Origin of the sequence: Paenibacillus sp. OAS669 (genome assembly GCF_014873645.1) — a bacterium.
GTDB classification, from domain to species: domain Bacteria; phylum Bacillota; class Bacilli; order Paenibacillales; family NBRC-103111; genus Paenibacillus_S; species Paenibacillus_S vulneris.
Map to the genome: position 1 here is coordinate 257,645 of NZ_JADBDR010000007.1, position 18,100 is coordinate 275,744.

At 46.7% G+C, this 18,100-nt stretch carries 21 protein-coding genes and 1 riboswitch; of the genes, 3 read left to right on the forward strand and 18 right to left on the reverse strand.

The features are described 5' to 3' along the window. Positions 1-7: 7 nt before the first annotated feature. Positions 8-98, reverse strand: a riboswitch (cyclic di-GMP riboswitch). Positions 99-170: 72 nt separating this feature from the next. Continuing rightward, on the reverse strand, positions 171-857 hold the full coding sequence (locus tag GGC63_RS17575) for a class D sortase (RefSeq protein WP_192703383.1): 687 nt from the start codon (positions 855-857) through the stop codon (positions 171-173). Positions 858-1,068: 211 nt separating this feature from the next. Then, positions 1,069-1,461, reverse strand: coding sequence for a YkvA family protein (locus tag GGC63_RS17580; RefSeq protein WP_079914729.1), 393 nt, complete (start codon positions 1,459-1,461; stop codon positions 1,069-1,071). Between the two features lie 207 nt (positions 1,462-1,668). Here GGC63_RS17580 and GGC63_RS17585 point away from each other — a divergent pair, with 207 nt between their 5' ends. Both GGC63_RS17585 and GGC63_RS17590 read left to right on the forward strand, forming a co-directional pair. Continuing rightward, entirely contained in the window at positions 1,669-2,343 is a 675-nt protein-coding gene (locus tag GGC63_RS17585) for a hypothetical protein (protein WP_192703384.1), read from the forward strand. Positions 2,344-2,503: 160 nt separating this feature from the next. Next, entirely contained in the window at positions 2,504-3,694 is a 1,191-nt protein-coding gene (locus GGC63_RS17590) for a GGDEF domain-containing protein (RefSeq protein ID WP_192703385.1), read from the forward strand. A 7-nt stretch (positions 3,695-3,701) separates the two neighbouring features. Here GGC63_RS17590 and GGC63_RS17595 read toward each other — a convergent pair whose 3' ends face one another. The 14 genes from GGC63_RS17595 to GGC63_RS17660 form a co-directional block, all read right to left on the reverse strand. After that, positions 3,702-5,036 (reverse strand): DUF5808 domain-containing protein, encoded by a 1,335-nt coding sequence (locus GGC63_RS17595; protein ID WP_318781073.1) that lies wholly within the window; start codon positions 5,034-5,036, stop codon positions 3,702-3,704. 64 nt (positions 5,037-5,100) lie between these two features. Continuing rightward, positions 5,101-5,490 carry a GntR family transcriptional regulator gene (locus GGC63_RS17600; protein WP_192703386.1) on the reverse strand — a complete coding sequence of 130 codons (390 nt, stop codon included), beginning with the start codon at positions 5,488-5,490 and terminating at the stop codon, positions 5,101-5,103. A gap of 256 nt (positions 5,491-5,746) precedes the next feature. Further along, positions 5,747-6,415 (reverse strand): glycoside hydrolase family 73 protein, encoded by a 669-nt coding sequence (locus tag GGC63_RS17605; protein ID WP_192703387.1) that lies wholly within the window; start codon positions 6,413-6,415, stop codon positions 5,747-5,749. Then, positions 6,412-6,870, reverse strand: a complete 459-nt coding sequence (locus GGC63_RS17610) for a holin family protein (RefSeq protein WP_192703388.1) — start codon at positions 6,868-6,870, stop codon at positions 6,412-6,414. Before GGC63_RS17610 ends, GGC63_RS17605 begins: the two co-directional genes overlap by 4 nt. Positions 6,871-7,002: 132 nt before the next feature. Continuing rightward, the gene (locus GGC63_RS17615) at positions 7,003-9,615 is read right to left on the reverse strand and encodes a DNRLRE domain-containing protein (protein WP_192703389.1); all 2,613 of its coding nucleotides are present in this window, start codon (positions 9,613-9,615) and stop codon (positions 7,003-7,005) included. Positions 9,616-9,637: 22 nt separating this feature from the next. Further along, the gene (locus tag GGC63_RS17620) at positions 9,638-9,958 is read right to left on the reverse strand and encodes a hypothetical protein (RefSeq protein ID WP_192703390.1); all 321 of its coding nucleotides are present in this window, start codon (positions 9,956-9,958) and stop codon (positions 9,638-9,640) included. Between the two features lie 3 nt (positions 9,959-9,961). Beyond that, positions 9,962-10,243, reverse strand: a complete 282-nt coding sequence (locus tag GGC63_RS17625; protein WP_192703391.1) for a ketopantoate hydroxymethyltransferase — start codon at positions 10,241-10,243, stop codon at positions 9,962-9,964. Further along, complete coding sequence (locus tag GGC63_RS17630; protein WP_192703392.1) at positions 10,240-10,824, reverse strand: putative phage tail protein; 585 nt, start codon at positions 10,822-10,824, stop codon at positions 10,240-10,242. The genes GGC63_RS17625 and GGC63_RS17630 overlap by 4 nt, the downstream gene beginning before the upstream one ends. Further along, positions 10,817-11,896: a baseplate J/gp47 family protein gene (locus tag GGC63_RS17635; protein ID WP_192703393.1), complete on the reverse strand. Its 1,080-nt coding sequence runs from the start codon at positions 11,894-11,896 to the stop codon at positions 10,817-10,819. The genes GGC63_RS17630 and GGC63_RS17635 overlap by 8 nt, the downstream gene beginning before the upstream one ends. Further along, positions 11,889-12,293 (reverse strand): DUF2634 domain-containing protein, encoded by a 405-nt coding sequence (locus GGC63_RS17640; RefSeq protein ID WP_192703394.1) that lies wholly within the window; start codon positions 12,291-12,293, stop codon positions 11,889-11,891. The genes GGC63_RS17635 and GGC63_RS17640 overlap by 8 nt, the downstream gene beginning before the upstream one ends. Continuing rightward, positions 12,290-12,634 (reverse strand): DUF2577 domain-containing protein, encoded by a 345-nt coding sequence (locus GGC63_RS17645; protein ID WP_192703395.1) that lies wholly within the window; start codon positions 12,632-12,634, stop codon positions 12,290-12,292. The genes GGC63_RS17640 and GGC63_RS17645 overlap by 4 nt, the downstream gene beginning before the upstream one ends. Next, positions 12,631-13,629, reverse strand: a complete 999-nt coding sequence (locus GGC63_RS17650; protein WP_079914714.1) for a hypothetical protein — start codon at positions 13,627-13,629, stop codon at positions 12,631-12,633. Before GGC63_RS17650 ends, GGC63_RS17645 begins: the two co-directional genes overlap by 4 nt. Positions 13,630-13,642: 13 nt before the next feature. Then, positions 13,643-14,380 carry a hypothetical protein gene (locus tag GGC63_RS17655; protein WP_079914713.1) on the reverse strand — a complete coding sequence of 246 codons (738 nt, stop codon included), beginning with the start codon at positions 14,378-14,380 and terminating at the stop codon, positions 13,643-13,645. A gap of 300 nt (positions 14,381-14,680) precedes the next feature. Continuing rightward, positions 14,681-16,558 (reverse strand): hypothetical protein, encoded by a 1,878-nt coding sequence (locus tag GGC63_RS17660; protein WP_192703396.1) that lies wholly within the window; start codon positions 16,556-16,558, stop codon positions 14,681-14,683. 16 nt (positions 16,559-16,574) lie between these two features. Between GGC63_RS17660 and GGC63_RS17665 the strand changes: the two genes are divergently transcribed. Next, on the forward strand, positions 16,575-17,174 hold the full coding sequence (locus tag GGC63_RS17665) for a hypothetical protein (RefSeq protein WP_192703397.1): 600 nt from the start codon (positions 16,575-16,577) through the stop codon (positions 17,172-17,174). Positions 17,175-17,195: 21 nt separating this feature from the next. Here the strand turns inward: GGC63_RS17665 and GGC63_RS17670 are convergent, their stop codons facing one another. Both GGC63_RS17670 and GGC63_RS17675 read right to left on the reverse strand, forming a co-directional pair. Next, a complete protein-coding gene (locus GGC63_RS17670; protein ID WP_192703398.1) occupies positions 17,196-17,615 on the reverse strand; it encodes a phage tail assembly chaperone in 420 nt (139 codons plus the stop codon). A gap of 20 nt (positions 17,616-17,635) precedes the next feature. Beyond that, complete coding sequence (locus tag GGC63_RS17675; RefSeq protein WP_079914710.1) at positions 17,636-18,100, reverse strand: phage tail tube protein; 465 nt, start codon at positions 18,098-18,100, stop codon at positions 17,636-17,638.

The window sequence follows — 18,100 nt, forward strand, 5'->3', positions numbered from 1 at the left end:
CTCTCCTTTCGGTAACTGGCTGCCATCCTGGTAGTTTGACCAGGGAAGGCCCTATAGCTTTGCGTCTCCAGCTTTCGCTGAATTTGCCTTTATCGGTGGAAAGCACCGAAAACTTATTTGGTTATCTATGAGTATAGCATACCATTTGTTTCCTCTCTAGTTCTAAATGCTCACTCTTCTATCAATTTTCCTTTAACTATGATGCGATGTGTCGGATTTTCCATAGGATGGCAGGTAATTAGCGTAATTTGCCGATCTTTGCCGTTTCCTTTCAGCACCCATACTTCCTCGGGAAGTACGTATTGCTTGCTTTCTACCTTATAGCGATACTGCTTGCTCCCCGTATCTACCTCTATGAGGTCGCCCTCGGTCACTTCATCCAAGCGGTTAAAATTTTTGCCATACGTAAGATTCCTATGTCCCGCAATGGCATAATTGCCGATTTCTCCCGGCTTGCCTGTATTCGCCATACTGGCAACCGACAGCTTCAGATTCGCCGCCGTTGCGTTCTTGATAATAGGAAGCTTCAAGTCGATCTTATCGATCTTGAGGACACCCTCCACATTCTTCTGCCCGATAGATAGAGGGACTGGGGTCGGTTCCGCCTTCAATGGCGCGGGCTGGACCTCTACCACATCCGCACTCAATGGAACGGGCGCAGGCAAAGGAACCGTGACCGGTTCCTGCTCTGGCTCCGGATCTGAACCGGCTTGATCTAGATACTGCAAGCTTTCCTGCCACTGCTCTAAAATCTGCTGCTGCTTATAGCTCTCGTAACGGTCATTCACCGTCGGGTAGGCCATCACAGCAATTCCAACGACAATGCACGCTGCGGAAATGATTTTTTTGATCCTCATGGCTTCTACCTCCGGTGATGGTTGGATCTATCTCATTCATTATAAACATTTTCTATTTGGTAAAAAAGGGAAGCCAATCTGAAACCTATCAGCTTCCGTTTCGGCAGACTATCGGATCCTATCACTCGTATACTAACAAACGCATTGCTGAATACATTCGTTACACATGCAAAAAGAGCACTGTGCGGTGCTCTTTCCTGTTTAGTATCCTCTATTCTACGATGTGAGCGTCGATATCTATAATGTCCTGGTGGTTGACGGCATCGTCTCCGAAAAGATCCTTCAGCTTCTCTTTGGCTTTTTGCTTAACGGAATTGTCTATGTTCATGGCAACGGCACCAATGGCCAGCATCAAAGCGCCTAAATCATCCACATAGCCTACGACAGGCAGCATATCCGGAACGATATCAATCGGCAGGATCAAATAGCCGAGCGCACCATAAATTTGAATCTTCGCTTTTGTCGGCGTAGAAGGACTTTGAAGCGCATAGTATAAGAGCAGCCCGCTGTAAACGACTTTGGATCCGGCATCCTTCGCATGCTTTTTCAGCTTGGACCAGAATCCTTGCTCCGAATAATGCTTTTCGTATTTGGAGTTTTCCATTTCCGATCACATCCTTTTCTCAATCAGCCGGACCCTTATACGAACATAGCGCAGGTTCAGCATCCGCTCCATTTCTACACTCACCGCCCTATTTCCTTCTTTTTCAACAAATTTATCCATCATCCTATCAGGAAGCGTTTACCAATTATTTTCAACCTGTTATTATGAATATAATGTTACCAAAGGATCCGAAGGGATGTTTGCACCATGTTTTCTATCCTTTATGTCTTTTTAGGATTATTCTCTTTTTTCTTCCTGCTGTTTATATTCAAAACCCTCCTATCCCTTATCCAATGGAATGGGCGGTTCAAGCAAAACCTTCTCATCACAGCAATCTTGTTTGCGGCTGCGTTCGTCCTGTCACGATTCATTGAGGATGGCCTTCGAATTCCTATCGTCGACGATTTCCCTATCGTCAAAGGTTTGTTCATCATCGCTCTCGCCATATGGCTTATTAAGACCTATGTGAACAACAAACGGCTTGGGAAGCAGTATCGAATGGGGGCTCACAGCAGCTTTTCATGCCTTCATAAGTACGGCATTCCGCAAATTCCACAGACCGCAATGACCGCAATATATGTTACACCGGATAAGGTTGTTATAGATTGGAAAAACAAGTATTTTGAGCTGCCGCTATATAAAATCACGGGGGCCGCTGCGGTGACGCAATCCATTTTGTCCAACAACTACGGCTATCTCACTCCTGAAGCAACGAAAAGGATAGGCCGGTATCTGTCCATTCAGTATGGGCTTCCCGGAGAACCGGCGAAGCTGCTCATTTTCGATATGAGTACGGTATTCAAAGCGAAAGCAGCAGCAGCTGCGGTAACCTATCATTTACAGGAGTCGGCACAGTCTACGAATGGGACCATCCAGCTGTAGCCAAAATAAGTGATGCTGCGAGACATCCATAGGGATGTCTTTTTTTGTCGGGAAATCCATTTCCGTTGCGGAGCCGCCCCGAAACAAAGGTATATAAGAGCCCCGGACTTTGTTATACTCAAATGGCTGGACATTTCCCCTCAAAAGATGGTGGCTCCTAATGGATTGGCTCTTGGACGCAAAAACAATCTTTATCGCTCTAGGCATCGGACATTTATTTACCTTAATCCTCATTAGCGCTTATTGGCATGATCACACCAAAGAGGTTACCGTCAAAGCCTTCTTTTTAGCCAAATGCGCTCAGACCGCGACTTGGTTTCTTCAGGCATTCCGCGGAGAAATTCCCGACTTGCTGTCAATATCCCTTGCCAATTCCATCCTGTTTATTGGAGCGTCCTTTGAGATCTTAGCCATTATGAGTCTGCAAAAAGAGCTTCGCCCTGCGACACGAAAGATATATTTTATCGTTACGCTCCTCAGTATCCTTGGATTCCAGCTGATAGTACTCTTGTATAACAAAGAAAATTGGAGAGTTGCATACTCCTCTTTTATAACTGCAGCTATCGTATTCCCCGTCTACCGGCTGGTCGTCGTAAAAGCCCATACCCTGCTTATGAAGATTATGGGATACCTCTATCTTTTTGTTATTGCCTCCTCTTTGGTCAGAGGAACCGTTGCTCTGCTTGTCCCTGCAAAGAGCAGCCTGTTTACCCCCGGAATTTTTCAGACGATTGCGTTCCTGGCTCTCTATATCGTGATGATTTTGGGGAACACGGGATTTATTCTGCTGTTAAAAGAAAAAGCGGACCAGGAGCTGATCCGCCTCGCAAGCTATGATGATTTGACAGGCACGCTGAACCGCCGAACGTTCACTTCCCATGCAGTTCAGTATCTCAACGATTATGCCAAGAGGAAACAGCCGCTATCTTATATGCTGTTCGATATCGACTGGTTCAAAGCCATTAATGATACTTACGGCCATAACGCCGGGGATCAAGTGCTTCAAGATCTTACTGCCCGAATCAAGCAGATTCTTGGTCCGGACGATTTGTTCGTACGTTATGGCGGCGATGAATTTGGCATCCTGCTGCCCGGCAAAGACGAAGCCCGGTCCAACGAGGTTGCCCAGCAGATCAAAGAGACGCTTAATGGACCCATGAGCTCTCATTTACCGATGAAATACACCATTAGTATGGGAGTTCTCACTGTCGTTCCCGAGCCGCGCACATTGCCGGAGACGCTGTACACTTCTTGCGACAAAGCCCTTTACATGGCCAAAAATAATGGAAGAAACGGCTGGTATCGCGGCCGAGTGGAAGAGCCTGGCACGCAAGTGCAGCCGATCGATTAGAAGGTCATTACTTGCTTATCTGTCCCTGAATTTGCTCGAATAGCTGCTTCGTTTGTGACGGATCCTTCTCATTATAGAAAATGTACCCCTCATCCAGCTTGATCCGAATATACGGCGGATTGTTTTTGAAAATATACATTCTTGCATTGCCTAGATCCTTGAGGCGAAAATGGCCGCGGGCCTGCTTATCCGTCGCTTCCCCGTTCGTTTTGATTCCGGAAGGAACCGTATCTACAAGGTCCATTTGTTTAATATCTGCCAGCTGAAAGTCATAAGAATACATCGGGTAATCGATTTGGATTCTCTGCCCGTCGGTCACGGTTAGGACAGGCGGGGTCAGCTCGGAACGGATCAGCATGAACGAGACCCCGATGATGACAGCAGCCGCCACCCCGATGCTTCCTCCCACGATGATTTTTCCGGCCCAAGTGCCCGTGTTCACCGTTTCCCCTATCCCGACCCGCTTCGGAACTAGAATACTCCGGTCCTGAGGATTATGGTACGTAAATCCATTGCTCCAATACTCGTCGTCGTCCGTATAGATTATTTTGCCGTCCTGTTCCAATGTTTCCCGCTCCAAGGATGCAATCTTGCGATACACATACAAGATAACCCCTACAGGAACCACTATAAACAGCAAGGTAACTGTGACCCATACACCCTCCATCGGTTCATTGCTGCTAGTCATAAACAAGCCAATGAGCCAAAAGTGAATACTCTCAACAATCGCTATTACCAACCACAAGTAAGACGTATACCGGCGCCTTGCCTGGTTCAAGACGAGATTCACTTCGCTGTTTGCGCTGTATACCTTCGCCTTGGTTCTGCGCATCATGAGTGTAGCGAGAAAGAATAAGAGAGTCAGGATGGACACGCTTAGGGTGATGCCCAGCAGATTCGGATCGCCTTTTCCCCAAAGCAGCATACCGATAGCCATGGCAAAAGGAATCGCGAACAGCCATAGGGGCGCGGAACGCTGGTTTTTTAAATGCGCCACACGCAGATCGCTTCGAAGCACCCGTTTGGCGCCGACGAACCAATCCCTCTCACGTTTTAATGCAAGTGTTTCCCGGAAAGCATGACGAAACGGAGCAGACACCCATAAATGAAAAGTAACAAGCCATACAAAAAAATAAATCACTTGGTATGCGGACCAATCATGGAGCAGCGCCAATGGAATCATAAACGCGGCCATTCCTACACTTGCTCGGGTCAGCCGCTTGTTGAACCGAGCTTGAATCCCCCGTATATCCGCATCGTCCATCACGTGAGCGGGCAAAGTAACGGCAAACAGCATGCCTTTGCTGTATTTAGCCTGGGGCTTGTAAGTTGTTAATACCACAATGAAAATGAGAATGGCTGCGCCACATAAAATCGCCGTGAGTATGGCAATCCTCTCCTCTCTCTTATACGTTGGAAGGCCGGTAAGTCATTTTGGAAAAAATCTGTGAGCATAACGTCTGGAACCGCGACTGGTCCATCCCTTGGATCGTTGCTTGCGCAATAATTAATTGAAGCTGCGCTTCTAATTGCGCGGATGGTTCAGCGTCCTCTGGCATCCTGGGACTTACTTTAGCTCCATGCCGCCGGTCAATGACAATATAGCCTTCCTGCTTCAGGATCGAATAGGCTTTGTTCACCGTCATCGTATTGATGCCCAAATCATCGGCCAGCTGCCGAACGGTCGGCAGCTTCTCTTGAGCCGCAAGCTCCCCTGTCGCAATACCGATCACGATTTGGTTGCGCAGCTGTTCATATAGAGGAGTTTCGCTATCTAGTTGCAAGGAGATAAGCATAGGGTTCATCACCTCCGAGTTTTGTATTATATATTATAATACAAATAATACTTAAATTTTGCAATAGCAGCAATGAACCCCGTCCTCTGCTTGAGTTCTTTACCCACTTATCTACCTTTGTTCTGTAAAGTCAGAATTGTGAATAGATAGGATTGTGGATATGTTTATATCTTTGCCAAAAGTTATACACAGTATAGGTTTCGGGCCTGTTTATAATGTGTATAACTTGTGAATAACGAACAGTGGAATGGATATTTTATTCCTCTGGCTGCCCTGAGGCCCTTCGTAATTGATTCGCCAGCCAATGAATATAATCTGCCTGCTGCTGGTGCTGCGCCGCTGCAGCTTCATCGCCTTTCGACACGGCTTCCGCCTTAGCGTCCATGCATGTTTGCCAGCCAGGCCCCATCCACGTGTTGATAATCGTATTGGCTACATCAGCATCTAGCATCGGCTCTTCCGCCTCCTTATCAAAATGTTCAAGCCCGCAGCTCGTAATGAGACTGTTCAATTTGGAGGCATACATCGGATCCGTGGCGTATCCGCACAAATACAGTGCATTCGTCTGATCCTGCGGGCAGCCAGCGGCCCGAACCCGGTCATACCGGCTCCAGTTGAATAACAAGTCTTGATCTTTAAAGCAATCCTCAATGCAATCGTAAGCGCGCCAATTGGCCTGCACTCCGTCTACTTTAATGCCGTCATATACCTCCCATGTTGTTGTGCTAACACTTCGACCACGCCAATAGGCATTAGGCTGTCCGCTGCCGACTTTAAAGCCAACGAGATTGTTCCACTCATGCAGCACACAGCCGGTTTCCAGCATTGCCTGGGCTATCCGCACCGAAGGAAATAGCGGTGATCCTTCCCTGCGCAGCTTCACGGCAATGGGGGCGATAGTGGAGATGAATTCTGATCTTTTCAACGGTTGCTTTCTCCTCTCTGCCTAAGCTGTTCCAAAAATTGCGTTAATGCTGCTGGCATAGGCACTCCTAGTACTCCAAGATTTTCAATAACCGATAACCCTTCGCGGCCAGCGTAAAAATACAATGCAAGGGTTCGAAATACAGGCGCTTGCCCACCTATAAGCTGATCACACGCTGCCGCTAGAGCAATAACAAAAAAGACGATGCCTTTTCGGACACCGCCCCAAAACATAACTTCGCTATTAAGACATTTGTTCTTGAATGCTCCCAGCATACCGGAGAAATAATCGATGACCATAAGAAGCACGAGAATCTTCATAGCATTGTCCCAGCCGCCTAAATAGTCACTTACGATAACCCCAATAGAAGCAATAATTCCGCCAAGGGAAAACTCTCTAACATTGCCGCCAAGAGCTGCTTCAGTTAAAAGTGATACCATCTCTTTAATATGCATTTAGAATCTCCTTTCTGTCTATTTAGACTTAATTGATTAATCGTGAACCTATGTTGAACTGAACTGTACAGATGCTTCATACCTCAAAGGTAAAAAAAGAAGTCCCGAGAATACCCGGGACTTTTCTGATCCTTATTTTGATAGAGCTTTGATACCTTGGGAAGTCATTAATCGTAAAGCCGATGCACTTGCATCTGAGGTTGACACGAGTTCAAAACAACCTGTACCGGAAGGGAGGGCGATTCGCAATTCTTTGGATCCTAGTACACCCGAATTCATATCATAAACCGGAAGATGACTGGTCGTACCGCCAAGCGAGACTTCACCTATTTTCTTCTTGGTGACAAACTCATAATAAGTATAGGCACTTTCATTCTGAGCTTGATCGAAATGTTTTACGGTGTAACGATATCGGGTCCCAGGAATCAAGGTGGTGACAGTATGCTCAAGTTGGTTTTTATCCGGTAGGACATACCATGGATCGGGGCTACCATCGTTATTTATGTCGACATCAAAAACCCAGTCGGTTCCATTCCACCGGTCAACATGGAGTGCTGTTCGATCTAATCCGGAGGATGGCGTAGGATCGTTAAATGGAAACCAAGTAAAGGTTGCCATTGTCGTTCCCCAAACGACGGACGGTTTAGGGTCATTAGCCCGTTGGGAGTCGACGAAGAAAGATGTGGTATATCCACCCTGTTTCACATTTCCCGCCCTGTCATAAGGATAAAAGATGACCGTATACTCTCCATTGACGCTTACAGGTACATCAACATAAAAATCAGTACCGGATTGACCTGCATTACCTCCGCTATAAATCGTGCTATCGCCTGGTTTTTTATACTGCGTCTCCACACGGGAAACGCCAGAGCCGCCATCATGGACTCCATAAATCCAGACACGTCTTGTCCCTGTCGTTTGATTCGTACAACTGTAGTCCTGGACACTTGTAACGCCTGGAGGTGTTCTATCGACAGAGGTTGTCACACGAGGGTGATCGGATTCATTCCCGGCATTATCGTATGCGTATACATCCGTATAATACACTCCCTCGGCATTTCCAAAATCCGCAAGCTTAATATCGCAAAACCAGTTGTTCGTATTTCCGTCTCGAACCCCGTCATACCATATCCAGGTTGTTCCACCTGATTGCGTCACGTTGCATGTGGGGAATCTTACGCGACTTATTCCTGATCTCTCGTCCGTTACGTTAAGTGCCCATACCCGATAAGTTTCGCTTGAAATATTCGTATACTGCGGGTTATCTATTTGATTATTACCGGTAACCCTTCCTATTTTAGGGGCCGTATTATCGATCGTTATTTTGCGGTTCGTAGCTTCGATGGGGCCAGAGATATTGCCAGCCATGTCCATCACTGCCATTCTAACAAAGTAAGTGACATCGGAGCCCATGTCGGGAAGATTGTAGGTTCTAGCCCACATATCTTCAATCCAACCGCTATTCCATAAGATCGCATTATAAGCTTCATTGACGATTTCTATGAAGTATTGCTTCTGATCTAGCAGATTGTCTCCGTAATCCCACTCTATGGAAATATTTCTAGACTTACCCACATAATCGGTACCCCGTATACTTACAGTTGGTGCAGTTCTGTCCACAACAATGTTATAACCGTTAGACGCATAATTACCTGCATTGTCATATGCATAAACATGGCAAATATACGTACCTTCTTCATTATTATGGTCGGCTATAGGAATATGGGCATACCAATGGTTACTGTCCCTTATTCCGTCGTACCACTTAAGGTCATCTTGCCCATTTTTATCGGTCCAAACAGCAAATTTTACTTTCTGAACTCCCGACCAATTATCTTGAACATTGTTCGCATCTACTTGAAACGATTCATTCAATGGAACTATTCTAAATTGAGTGCCTGGAACCGAAAAGGTAGGCGGGGAGTTTTCTATGCCGAACCACGGAACCCATGACCATTGGCTTACAACATCGGCCTTATCCCATGTACGAATTCGATAAAAATATTGGTTATCCCCTAATTCAGTCCAGTCATGCTGCCAAGATTGCTGACCGCTTCCTATTTTGCCTGTATCAAGTACAATGTTTGAAAAAGCCCCTCCATCTCCAGCTGAGACTTGCAGCTGCCAGGCTGTTTGGTAATCTTCCGGATCAGAATCACTAAATGACCACGAAAAATAAGGATGACGATTATTTGTAATAGAACCGTTGACCGGAGAAGACAAACTCGGTGCGTTGGGTGGGCTATTATAAGTAATAGTTAAAACCGGAGGTCTGTCTGATTCCCTCGCATAAAACAATTTGTATCCATTCGGGCTCTCGTTTGACAACCCGAACCCATAGGCTCTTGTAGTATTAACGTCATCTTGTATTAATTGTCTAACATCGAAATTAACCTCTTGGCCATCCGTTTTTGAGGCGATTGCAGATTGATAAGTACTAGACCTACTCGGCTGATTAGTGTACTTTGTGTTCATTTCCGACCAATCTCCTAGAACTCTTTGCACTCCTATATTGTCAGTAGTATTTGACCCAGCAATTCCTTTTACTATAACCCTAAGATTAGCTGATACAATTGCAACTCCTTGGGGTAAACCTGACAAATCAAATTTAATAAATGCTACTGCCTCATCGTATGGCATATTGTTTACCATGAGAGTTCCAGGACTATGGACTACTCTATCTATGTCGGCACCATTCCTAGACACATCGGTATCAGCAATTGGATATAAAGTTAAAGTCGGCATTCATTTAGCCCTCCTTTCATTATCATAGATCACTTCGGACCCACAGACGGCCCAATTCAGGATTTACCGGATCTGATGTTCTAACTTCCACAATGAGAGGCTTAGCTCCATCCGATCGAATCGCATCAACTTCCGCTTTTCGTGCCACATCATCACTAGCAACCGGAGCCATTGCTTTAAATCTTCCGTCCATATCTCGCTCAACAAGGGTGTTCGGATCAGCAGCGGGAGTGGAATCATCCAGCTTGTTATAAGCTTCTTGGATGCCGAGTTCAATCCTGTTAAAATCCTTCTCCGTCACAATCTCATCAAATTTCCAATTCGTTTTTGCGTTATACGTCACGTTCTATACCCCCTTGATTCCTATCGTTTGTTTTATAATCGTGTCGCTGGTAATCGGCACATAGACGGCGTTGGAGCTAATGACGGCGTCATCTTGGCTTTTTAGCTCGATCAGCGTCACTTCCGTTACGGAGCCGTAAGGGATAACATACTCCATTTCAACCGTGCCGGCCGTCACTTGCTTTATAGAAAAACTGGATATCGCATAGCTCTCATTCACAACAACCTTGGCAATCCGATTATTCGTAAATGAAGCCAGTTCAGACAAATATGTCGTCGGTATCATACTAACTGCACCTCCTGCCCTTTTACTGCAAATGGCGTTTGACCCAGCTTCCAGCCGCTCCCTAACCGGGTTCCGCGAATTAGTGGCGTAGCACTCACATGCTCCTGTAACACGATAGTATCGAGTAACGAGGTCGATTGATGGTAGACAATGTTAGCCGGTTTAATCGTATGAATCGTATATTCGATCTCTTTAAAATAGGCGGCGTCCGGAACGTCAAACGTCACTTGGAGAATATAATTTTTCTCGTCGACCTCCACGGTGGCACGCCCCTCGCCGGCAAGTACATCCAATCGGGTCTGTAGATAACGCGCAGTAAAGGGGGGCTTGGTGGAGTAGCGGTTGATCAGTCTTCTGCGCCGGAAATCCAGGGACTCTGTCGTTGAGTCAGCTCGAATCCCCAGCATTTGCTCCCTGCGTTTGATAGCCTGGATGCTGGACGTATCTACGAATTGGTCATCCAGCAGCCTTTGAACGGCTTCGGCTAGAGCGTCAAGCTCCGCATCTTCCGTTGTAGCAAGCTCCGCGAAATCGGTTATCTCCGCATAGAACTCAGGTAAGTAATGAATCAGCTTAGACAAACAAGCTCACCACCCCAAGCACCGGAATTTGCTCGCTCGTTAATGTCAGATTAGCACCGGCTCCATTAAGCATCGTATTGGATACATCCGTAACACCAGGTACGGTCAGAATTCGCGCTTCAATCTGACTGACCCTGATTACAAGCTGTGACTCACTCATCCACGCTTGCCGCAAGGATAACAGGTACGCTTCGAGCACCGCTTCGATTTCAGCTTGAACTTGTCCCAATGTCATGCCATTTTCTAACGTAAGGCTTGTTTCTAGATTGAGAGTGACATTCTCAACTCCAGCTATGGTGACCTTATGTCCGATAGGGGCAAACCCAAGCCCTTCCGCGCTGTTAACGGTTGGATCCATAGCGGTCTGGACATCGTTAACCAACATGGGAGACGGTGAGCTGTAGTCGGAAGAAATTATAGTGCATTTCACCGTCCCTCCGCCCTGCCACACCGGAAATACTTTGACTCCCCCTATGCCTGGGATATCCCCGATCTTCTTCTTATAATCGGCAACATTGCCGCCGAAGGGCTGTTCGTTCAGGGTCGCAAAGTACCGCTTCCGTAGTGAAGCGTCGCTTTCCACATCCTCGCCGGGCACGAGCACTTCCGAAAGCTCTGCTTTGGCCAGCCCGGACAAATGATTAATAGGCAGCAGCGTACCGTAATATTGGTTTCCGGCCGTTCCCGCCGTCTCGCACTCCAATTCATAAGCACCGGCTGCAAGCTTTCGAACGACGGTGTAATTCAGTGAACTGCCTGAGAATCGGCTGCCGATAGGCACATCGAAGGGAGCATTGCCCGAGCCATAGAACAACGCTTTGCGAAGCGATTTTGTAGCCGGCTTACGCTGAATTCCAAATTCCAACGTACGACGCTCCAGATAATCTCCTGCCGCTGTGTCGGCAAAGGAGAGATTACGGTTAATGTCCAGCTCGGTATACAATCCTGCAAGTTCCCAAGCAGCCGGTGCCAGCGCATCATAAATGATGCTGCCTTCCCGTTTATCTATATCCGAAGGAATCCGGTCCAGCATTCTATTTAAAATGGCTTGAAATGTTTGATGCTCATACACTTTCTCCAACCCCCTTGGTTAATGCGACATTCCCATACAGTGAAACAACCGTAAAGGAAGCCGTAATGTCATCCCCGTTTATTTCGACTTCAAAATGCTGAATGTCTTTGATCCGGTCATCCTGCAATAATGCTTCCCGGATTCGCCTGTTCAGCTCGGTTTGAACAAAGGACGGGCTGCGGCCCGGAATATTGGAAAATTCACTGCCGTAATTTCCGCTATAGATGATATGTTCAAACCGCTCCGTCGCCAGTATTTTTATTGCCGCTTGCTTTACGGCTTCCAAACCATCTACCATACCCAGGATCCTCTTCAAACCCGGATCGATCCGGTAAGTCCTGCCGGGCTGCCGTACAGTTTGAGTCACCTTGCCTAATATGCCGCCTTGCGGAATCATCCCTCCACCACCTTATCCAGAACGATGAACTTAAGCCCGCCCTGCATTCTAAGCAGGAGCACCACATCGCCTGCTTCCAATCCTTTTCGAATGACGATGGGTTCGGCAAGGGCTTCCTCCGTTTTTCCCCCGTTTATGGAATGCGTATGCTTCAAATCCAATTGCAGAGGGGTAAGGCTTTCCGGAACAAGCAAAAAATCCTCCGTAAGCGGCTCTCTTTGCGGATCGAAGCTCACTTCTAGAGGATTTACTTGTGTTACATTTCCTGTAAATATGGAGACGGGATATCCGGCATGAACCGCATCGGCCCCCGCCTGCTTGATTAAATCTAATAATCTCATTTCTCAATCACCACCTTAGGGTCATCCATTCTGATATCAAACAGGTCGAGTGACATGGAATGGTCGCTGCCTTCAAATTTATGCGTACACTCATTGACCAAAAACCTCATGTTAATCCCCTCTTCCGCAATGTTAATAGATAAATAGCTGCCGGCTCTTACGCGAATATCCCCAATAGCCTCCACCTGAAAGCTTCTGCCCACTCTATTCTTAAGATTCATCAAGTTGGCCAGCGACTTCTTCACCTGGTCATCGTCCATCTTCTCGTCCACCGATTGGTACAGCATCAACAGTCCCCATTTGGCGATATTGCTGCTGTCCTGTTTTATAAATAGCTCGCGCTTTCCAAGCTCCTTATTGTCCCGGCCGAGAACAACCATATTGTATGAATTCTCGATGGTTACTTTTTGCTTGTAATCGTACAGAAGACTTCCGTCACCTAGGGATAGATTAAGCACCCTATCCTCAACGTTTTGGATAACCAGCTCGCCGAAGTCATCCAGAAGCAGGAACTGTTTGCCGGTTCCGAGCAGCGTATTGTCCATAGCCTTGCAAATAATATCCATCGTCTTCACGCCATCCTCCGATATCTTCGGAATCTTATACTCGGTATCGATCAGCGTGCCTGTTTTCAACTGGTATTTATCTGCAAAATGCTGTACGACCTCCGTAGCCGTCATGTCGGATTTTAGAAGGTAATCATTGACCATCAGGTATCGCATTTGATCATATGCCGTAATTTTGACTTCCTCGTCCCGGCCGCTGCTAATCACAAAAATGTACCCATAGAATACTTTGACGCCATCCTTGCGTACGCGGACTATATCGCCGACGTTGTACTTAAAGTCCTTATCCTCGTACCAGCCGCCTTTAATCAGTGTAAACTCAAAAGTAGAAGCGCTGCCCTTTCGGCTTGTCTTATAGGTCGCATCAGAAATGATTCCTGAGACATCCCACAAATGACCGTCCCGATTATCCAGGATAATCTCTAACATCTATGACCACCTCCTAGTACTGGGGAATTCTTACCAACGTACCTGCCGGTAGTTCCATAACCTTATCGTTTGTAATTCCGTTAAATGCTTGAAGCTCAGTCCATCTATTTTCATCACCAAACAAACGTTTCGCTACTTCCCTCAGCTGTTCCCCCGCCCTTAAAGTGTATGTTTCCGGTTTAACCCGTTCATCCGGGCGCATCGGCTGCTGCTGCACTATTGCCGTTTCTCCATTTTCCAATTCCACCGTGCTTACACCGCGAGCTGAATAAAATACATATTCCTTAAGCTTCAAGGTGTATTCAATATCGCCGGAGGATCCTGCCGATTGCTTCCATTCGAAGGATTCAATAGATGCAGGGAAGTTGAGGTCTGATAATCCCGTAACGCCGCTTGCCTTGGCCAAAGCATTGTAATCTCCCGCGAAAATAAACCGGATGGGGTGCTTGCTCTCCATCCATTTTCGGATCAGGTTAACATAATACATAGGCACAAATAACGTGACCTCTTCATTGACAAAAGGGTAATACTGATTGGGGAAAAAGCTGCTGAAACTGACTTCCTTCAGCTTCGGGTTTTTGATGACATTGATCTCGCCCGCCCGAGTCTCATCCGTGCCTCCGCCTCTTCCGACAATATTGTAGGTTTTCCCCTGCCCTTCTTCTTTGACATCCAACGACTCGGGATTTACGGGTAATTGGAACCCTTCCGCTTGATTGTTCCAGCTCAGCGATATTCTGTAGTTGTTCAATAGCTGTACTCCTTTCCTTTATTTCCCACATTAAAAAAGAAAGGCACCCTGGAGGGTGCGGGGTTTGTTGAAAAACCGCGGGAAATTTTGCCTTGGTAACCCGGTGGAGTATCCCCTTCCGGTCGCTGTTGTTCTCGGGAAACATTGATTATATTCGCTTTATAGCGGAGGTTTCCCGAGAACAAAGGCGAACGCTATCGCTCCTACAGAGGATACCCCACCTATCACCTTTTAAATTTTTCAGTATAATAGGCTTTTTCAACAACATGGGCACCCTGGAAGGATGCACTTTTTACTTAATTACCCATATACACCTTGGGCTGAGTTAGAAATTTCTCTTACCATAACGTCTTCAATACGGCGAATCATCTCATTCACATCGGTCGGATTATTAATATCTCCCGTTGTGACTTGAACCGTAGGGGTTAAAGTAACGAAGTTCTGGATATTTTGCATTTCCGCCAGGTCTCGCATCACCTTGATATCCTCGCTCGTTACGTCAACCGTATCGTCGATCTGGCCGACGACGCCAACCCTGTCGATATTATTGTTTTTTTGGTTCCAACCGTCCAGGATAGAGGTTTGCTTGTTAGGGTCAAGGGAGCCTTGCAGTGAAGACAGCTTATTGACAAGGGTCGCTCCGCTGCTATAGCCAAAATCGAATTCGTTCTTCAAATCCTTGTAATCCATCCGTCCTATGACAGCTACGTCCTTGTCACTGACAGGCTTCTCAAGCTGGTCCATCATATCCCTCATACTATCGCTGATGGCATGAATGTTATTCTCGTCAAAGAGCTTGGCTTGGCCGATATTGAGTCCGAACATGCTGTTTACTCCATCTGCCAGCCAATTAAAGCCTTTCAAAATTCCGTTTATACCCTTCAGGATGGTTGTCATAAAACCGCCTGCGAAATCTTCAACACCCTGAGCCATGCTTATTAGGAAGCCGCCAAATGTCACAGCTAAATCGTAGAACAGTTTTTTCACGGAATAAGTCGAGTCTATAAATATATTGATTAGACCTTCTCCAAAGCTCGCGAAAACGTTCCATAGCATGGCGACAATATTCCATACTACTCCATACAGCACCATGAAGCTTCCTACTATAACACCGACAATTTGCTCTGCAGTAATGCCGCAGTTTAAAAGATAATAAACCAATATTCCTACAGCAGCAGCTACTAATAGGATGGGCCAGCTTGCGAGAGCCAGCTCCAATATGGGAACAAGCGCGGCCCATAGTACAGGAATGAGCATGGTAGCAATGGCTGCAGCAACAGCCAGGATAATATTGCTGGCAGTGGACCAATTACTTTGAATGGCATCGGATACTTGCAGGAATCTGTCCACTAAAGACGTTACGAGCCAAGCAACTACGTTCAAGCCTGCTTGCAGTGCGTTAAAAAACGGGTCAAATTTCCCTTCCTGGAATGCCGTGTTGAGTGTCGCGAGCAGAGGCTGCAGAGCTTGTAGTGCCCCTTGGCCAGCAGTGGCGAGAGATGTCTGGAAATGGTTACCCAACGCCTCCACTTGCTTGGCCGGTGTCGCTAACATCGTTTCAAGTGCTTTTTTTCCCATATTTTCCTTTTCAAGCAGTTTATCAAAAGCATTTATAAAACCATTCAAATCGCCGGCTTTTCCGAAATCCTCAATTTTTGAGGCCTTAATGCTTGCCTCGGACATGTTGTAGCGCCCTGCAAGCGAAGCAGTATTTCCGCTCATCGCTTCTTTCAGTACGGAGATGTTATCCCCCAGTCCTTTACCCTCATTATCGAATGCATTTAGGCGAAGCGCCAAATTATTGATTTTCTCAAGTTGATTCGTGTTCTTGGTCTGAGGAAAGAATGATAACGTTCCCTTCAAAAATTCATTGACGTCCACACCTGACTTGACAGCATCCGCCTTGAACTTTTGAAACATCGCAGTACCTACTTGATCGTCACCAGTTCTTGCCTTAAACGTATCTTGCAGCTTCTGCAGCTCCATTCCACCGGATAGGGCTTTTCCTCCGAGCTCTTTGAACGTATCGAAGTTTAAATACTGGCCGGCCAACCCTTTGATTTTGTCCAAAAGCCCGCCCCCGGCACCCCCGCCTTGCTTGCCCTTACCGTTCAATTTATCCTGCAGCTGATTGACCTTTTCCTCCAGCTCGGCGATTTTCTTTAGGTCCTCCTGCATTTGCTTTACTCCGGTATTGGAAAGCTTAAACAGTCTGGCCGTTTGGACGATTAACGTCAATAAGCGTAATACATTTGTTAATCCTCCAGCTGATAATTTAGGCATTGCCGGTGCTGGGTTCATTGGGGGATTAGCTGCACCCGCAGACTTCGCGACATTAGCGACATTAGCGACATTTGCAACCTTTGCTACACTTGCCACGTTCGCGACTTTTGCCACGTTCGCCACATTTGAAATTTTTGCATTTGTAATATTCGCAGTCTTTACTGCATTGGCAGCGTTGGCAACAGTGATCTTGATATTAGCCTGTATAGATTGTTTCAACAATACAGTAGAATTGAAAACCGTGCCCATACCCGATTTGGATATTGTTGACGCTTGTGAAAATTGTTTAATCAATTTCAACGATGCTCCTATGGTTGCCAGCGGCTCTCCCTCCTTTCTTGCACAAGTAAACCTCTCTGCGGCTACCTGCTTTTCTTCGCTTGGGCCTTTTTCTCCTGATCGATTCGAATATCAATCATGGCATAGATCACGGCCCTTTGACGGGAAGTCATGTTCATTAGATCATGCGGTAAAATGTTTAATTCGTGGAGGGCGTAGTAAGCATAATTAGCCTCACCGTCCCCCTCCATAACTAGTTTTTTGCTTCTTCGACCAGCTCGTTCATATTTTTGTCAAAGGCGTTAAGCTCCTGGATTTTTTCAATCAGCGCCGCATACTCCCCTGCCAACAGCATTTTCCGGAGAAGGTTCTCTGCGCCCATGACGCCGTAGGATTTTTGCAGCTCGGCGTCTTTCAGATTCGGGAATACGACGCTGGCAACCGCCAGCTTCACCATATACTCCGTTGGATCGGTTTCCTGCGTTGCCACACCTCTCTTTCCTTGAATGCGCTTGGTCGCCGACTTACGAATCGATTCGTTCTCTTCCTCCGTCATACTTCTCAGCTTCCAAGGGACCGGCTTCCCGTCCTTGTCCTTAAAGCGTTCCGAAACAACCAGTTCCTCCGTCAAGCCGCTAACATTTTGTGCATAGAATACGCTCAAATCGCTCATTGTTTAATACCCTCCATTAATTAACCCAGAACGGGCTTTCCGAATTGGTCTAGAATATCCACATCATCAAACGTAAAGCTTACTTCCTCTTCCAATGCATCCGAGCCCGTGTCCAGCAGCGCCATAATGACACTATCCAAATTCACGCCCTTCAGGACAACCGTTTGTTTCCCTACCGAAGAGGACGGATCCTCGTTGATCACCTGCACATCGAAATAGGTATCCTTGCCCTGCTTGATGTAATCCAGCATCATTTCTCTGAACACCGAGGTGATGTAATAAATCGTCATGCTGCCTGAGCCTTTCCAGCCCTTAGCCTTATGCTGCGTGCCGCGTCGTCCCAGAGTCTTCACCTCGGACTTTTCCTTCTCGACCTTGCCCTCAAGCTTCTTGATGTAGAACATCTCTTCCACCTGACCGTTAATTGTGGCATAAGCCCGGCCCTCCTGACCGGAAATCGTATCGCTCGCTCTTAAGAAAGACAT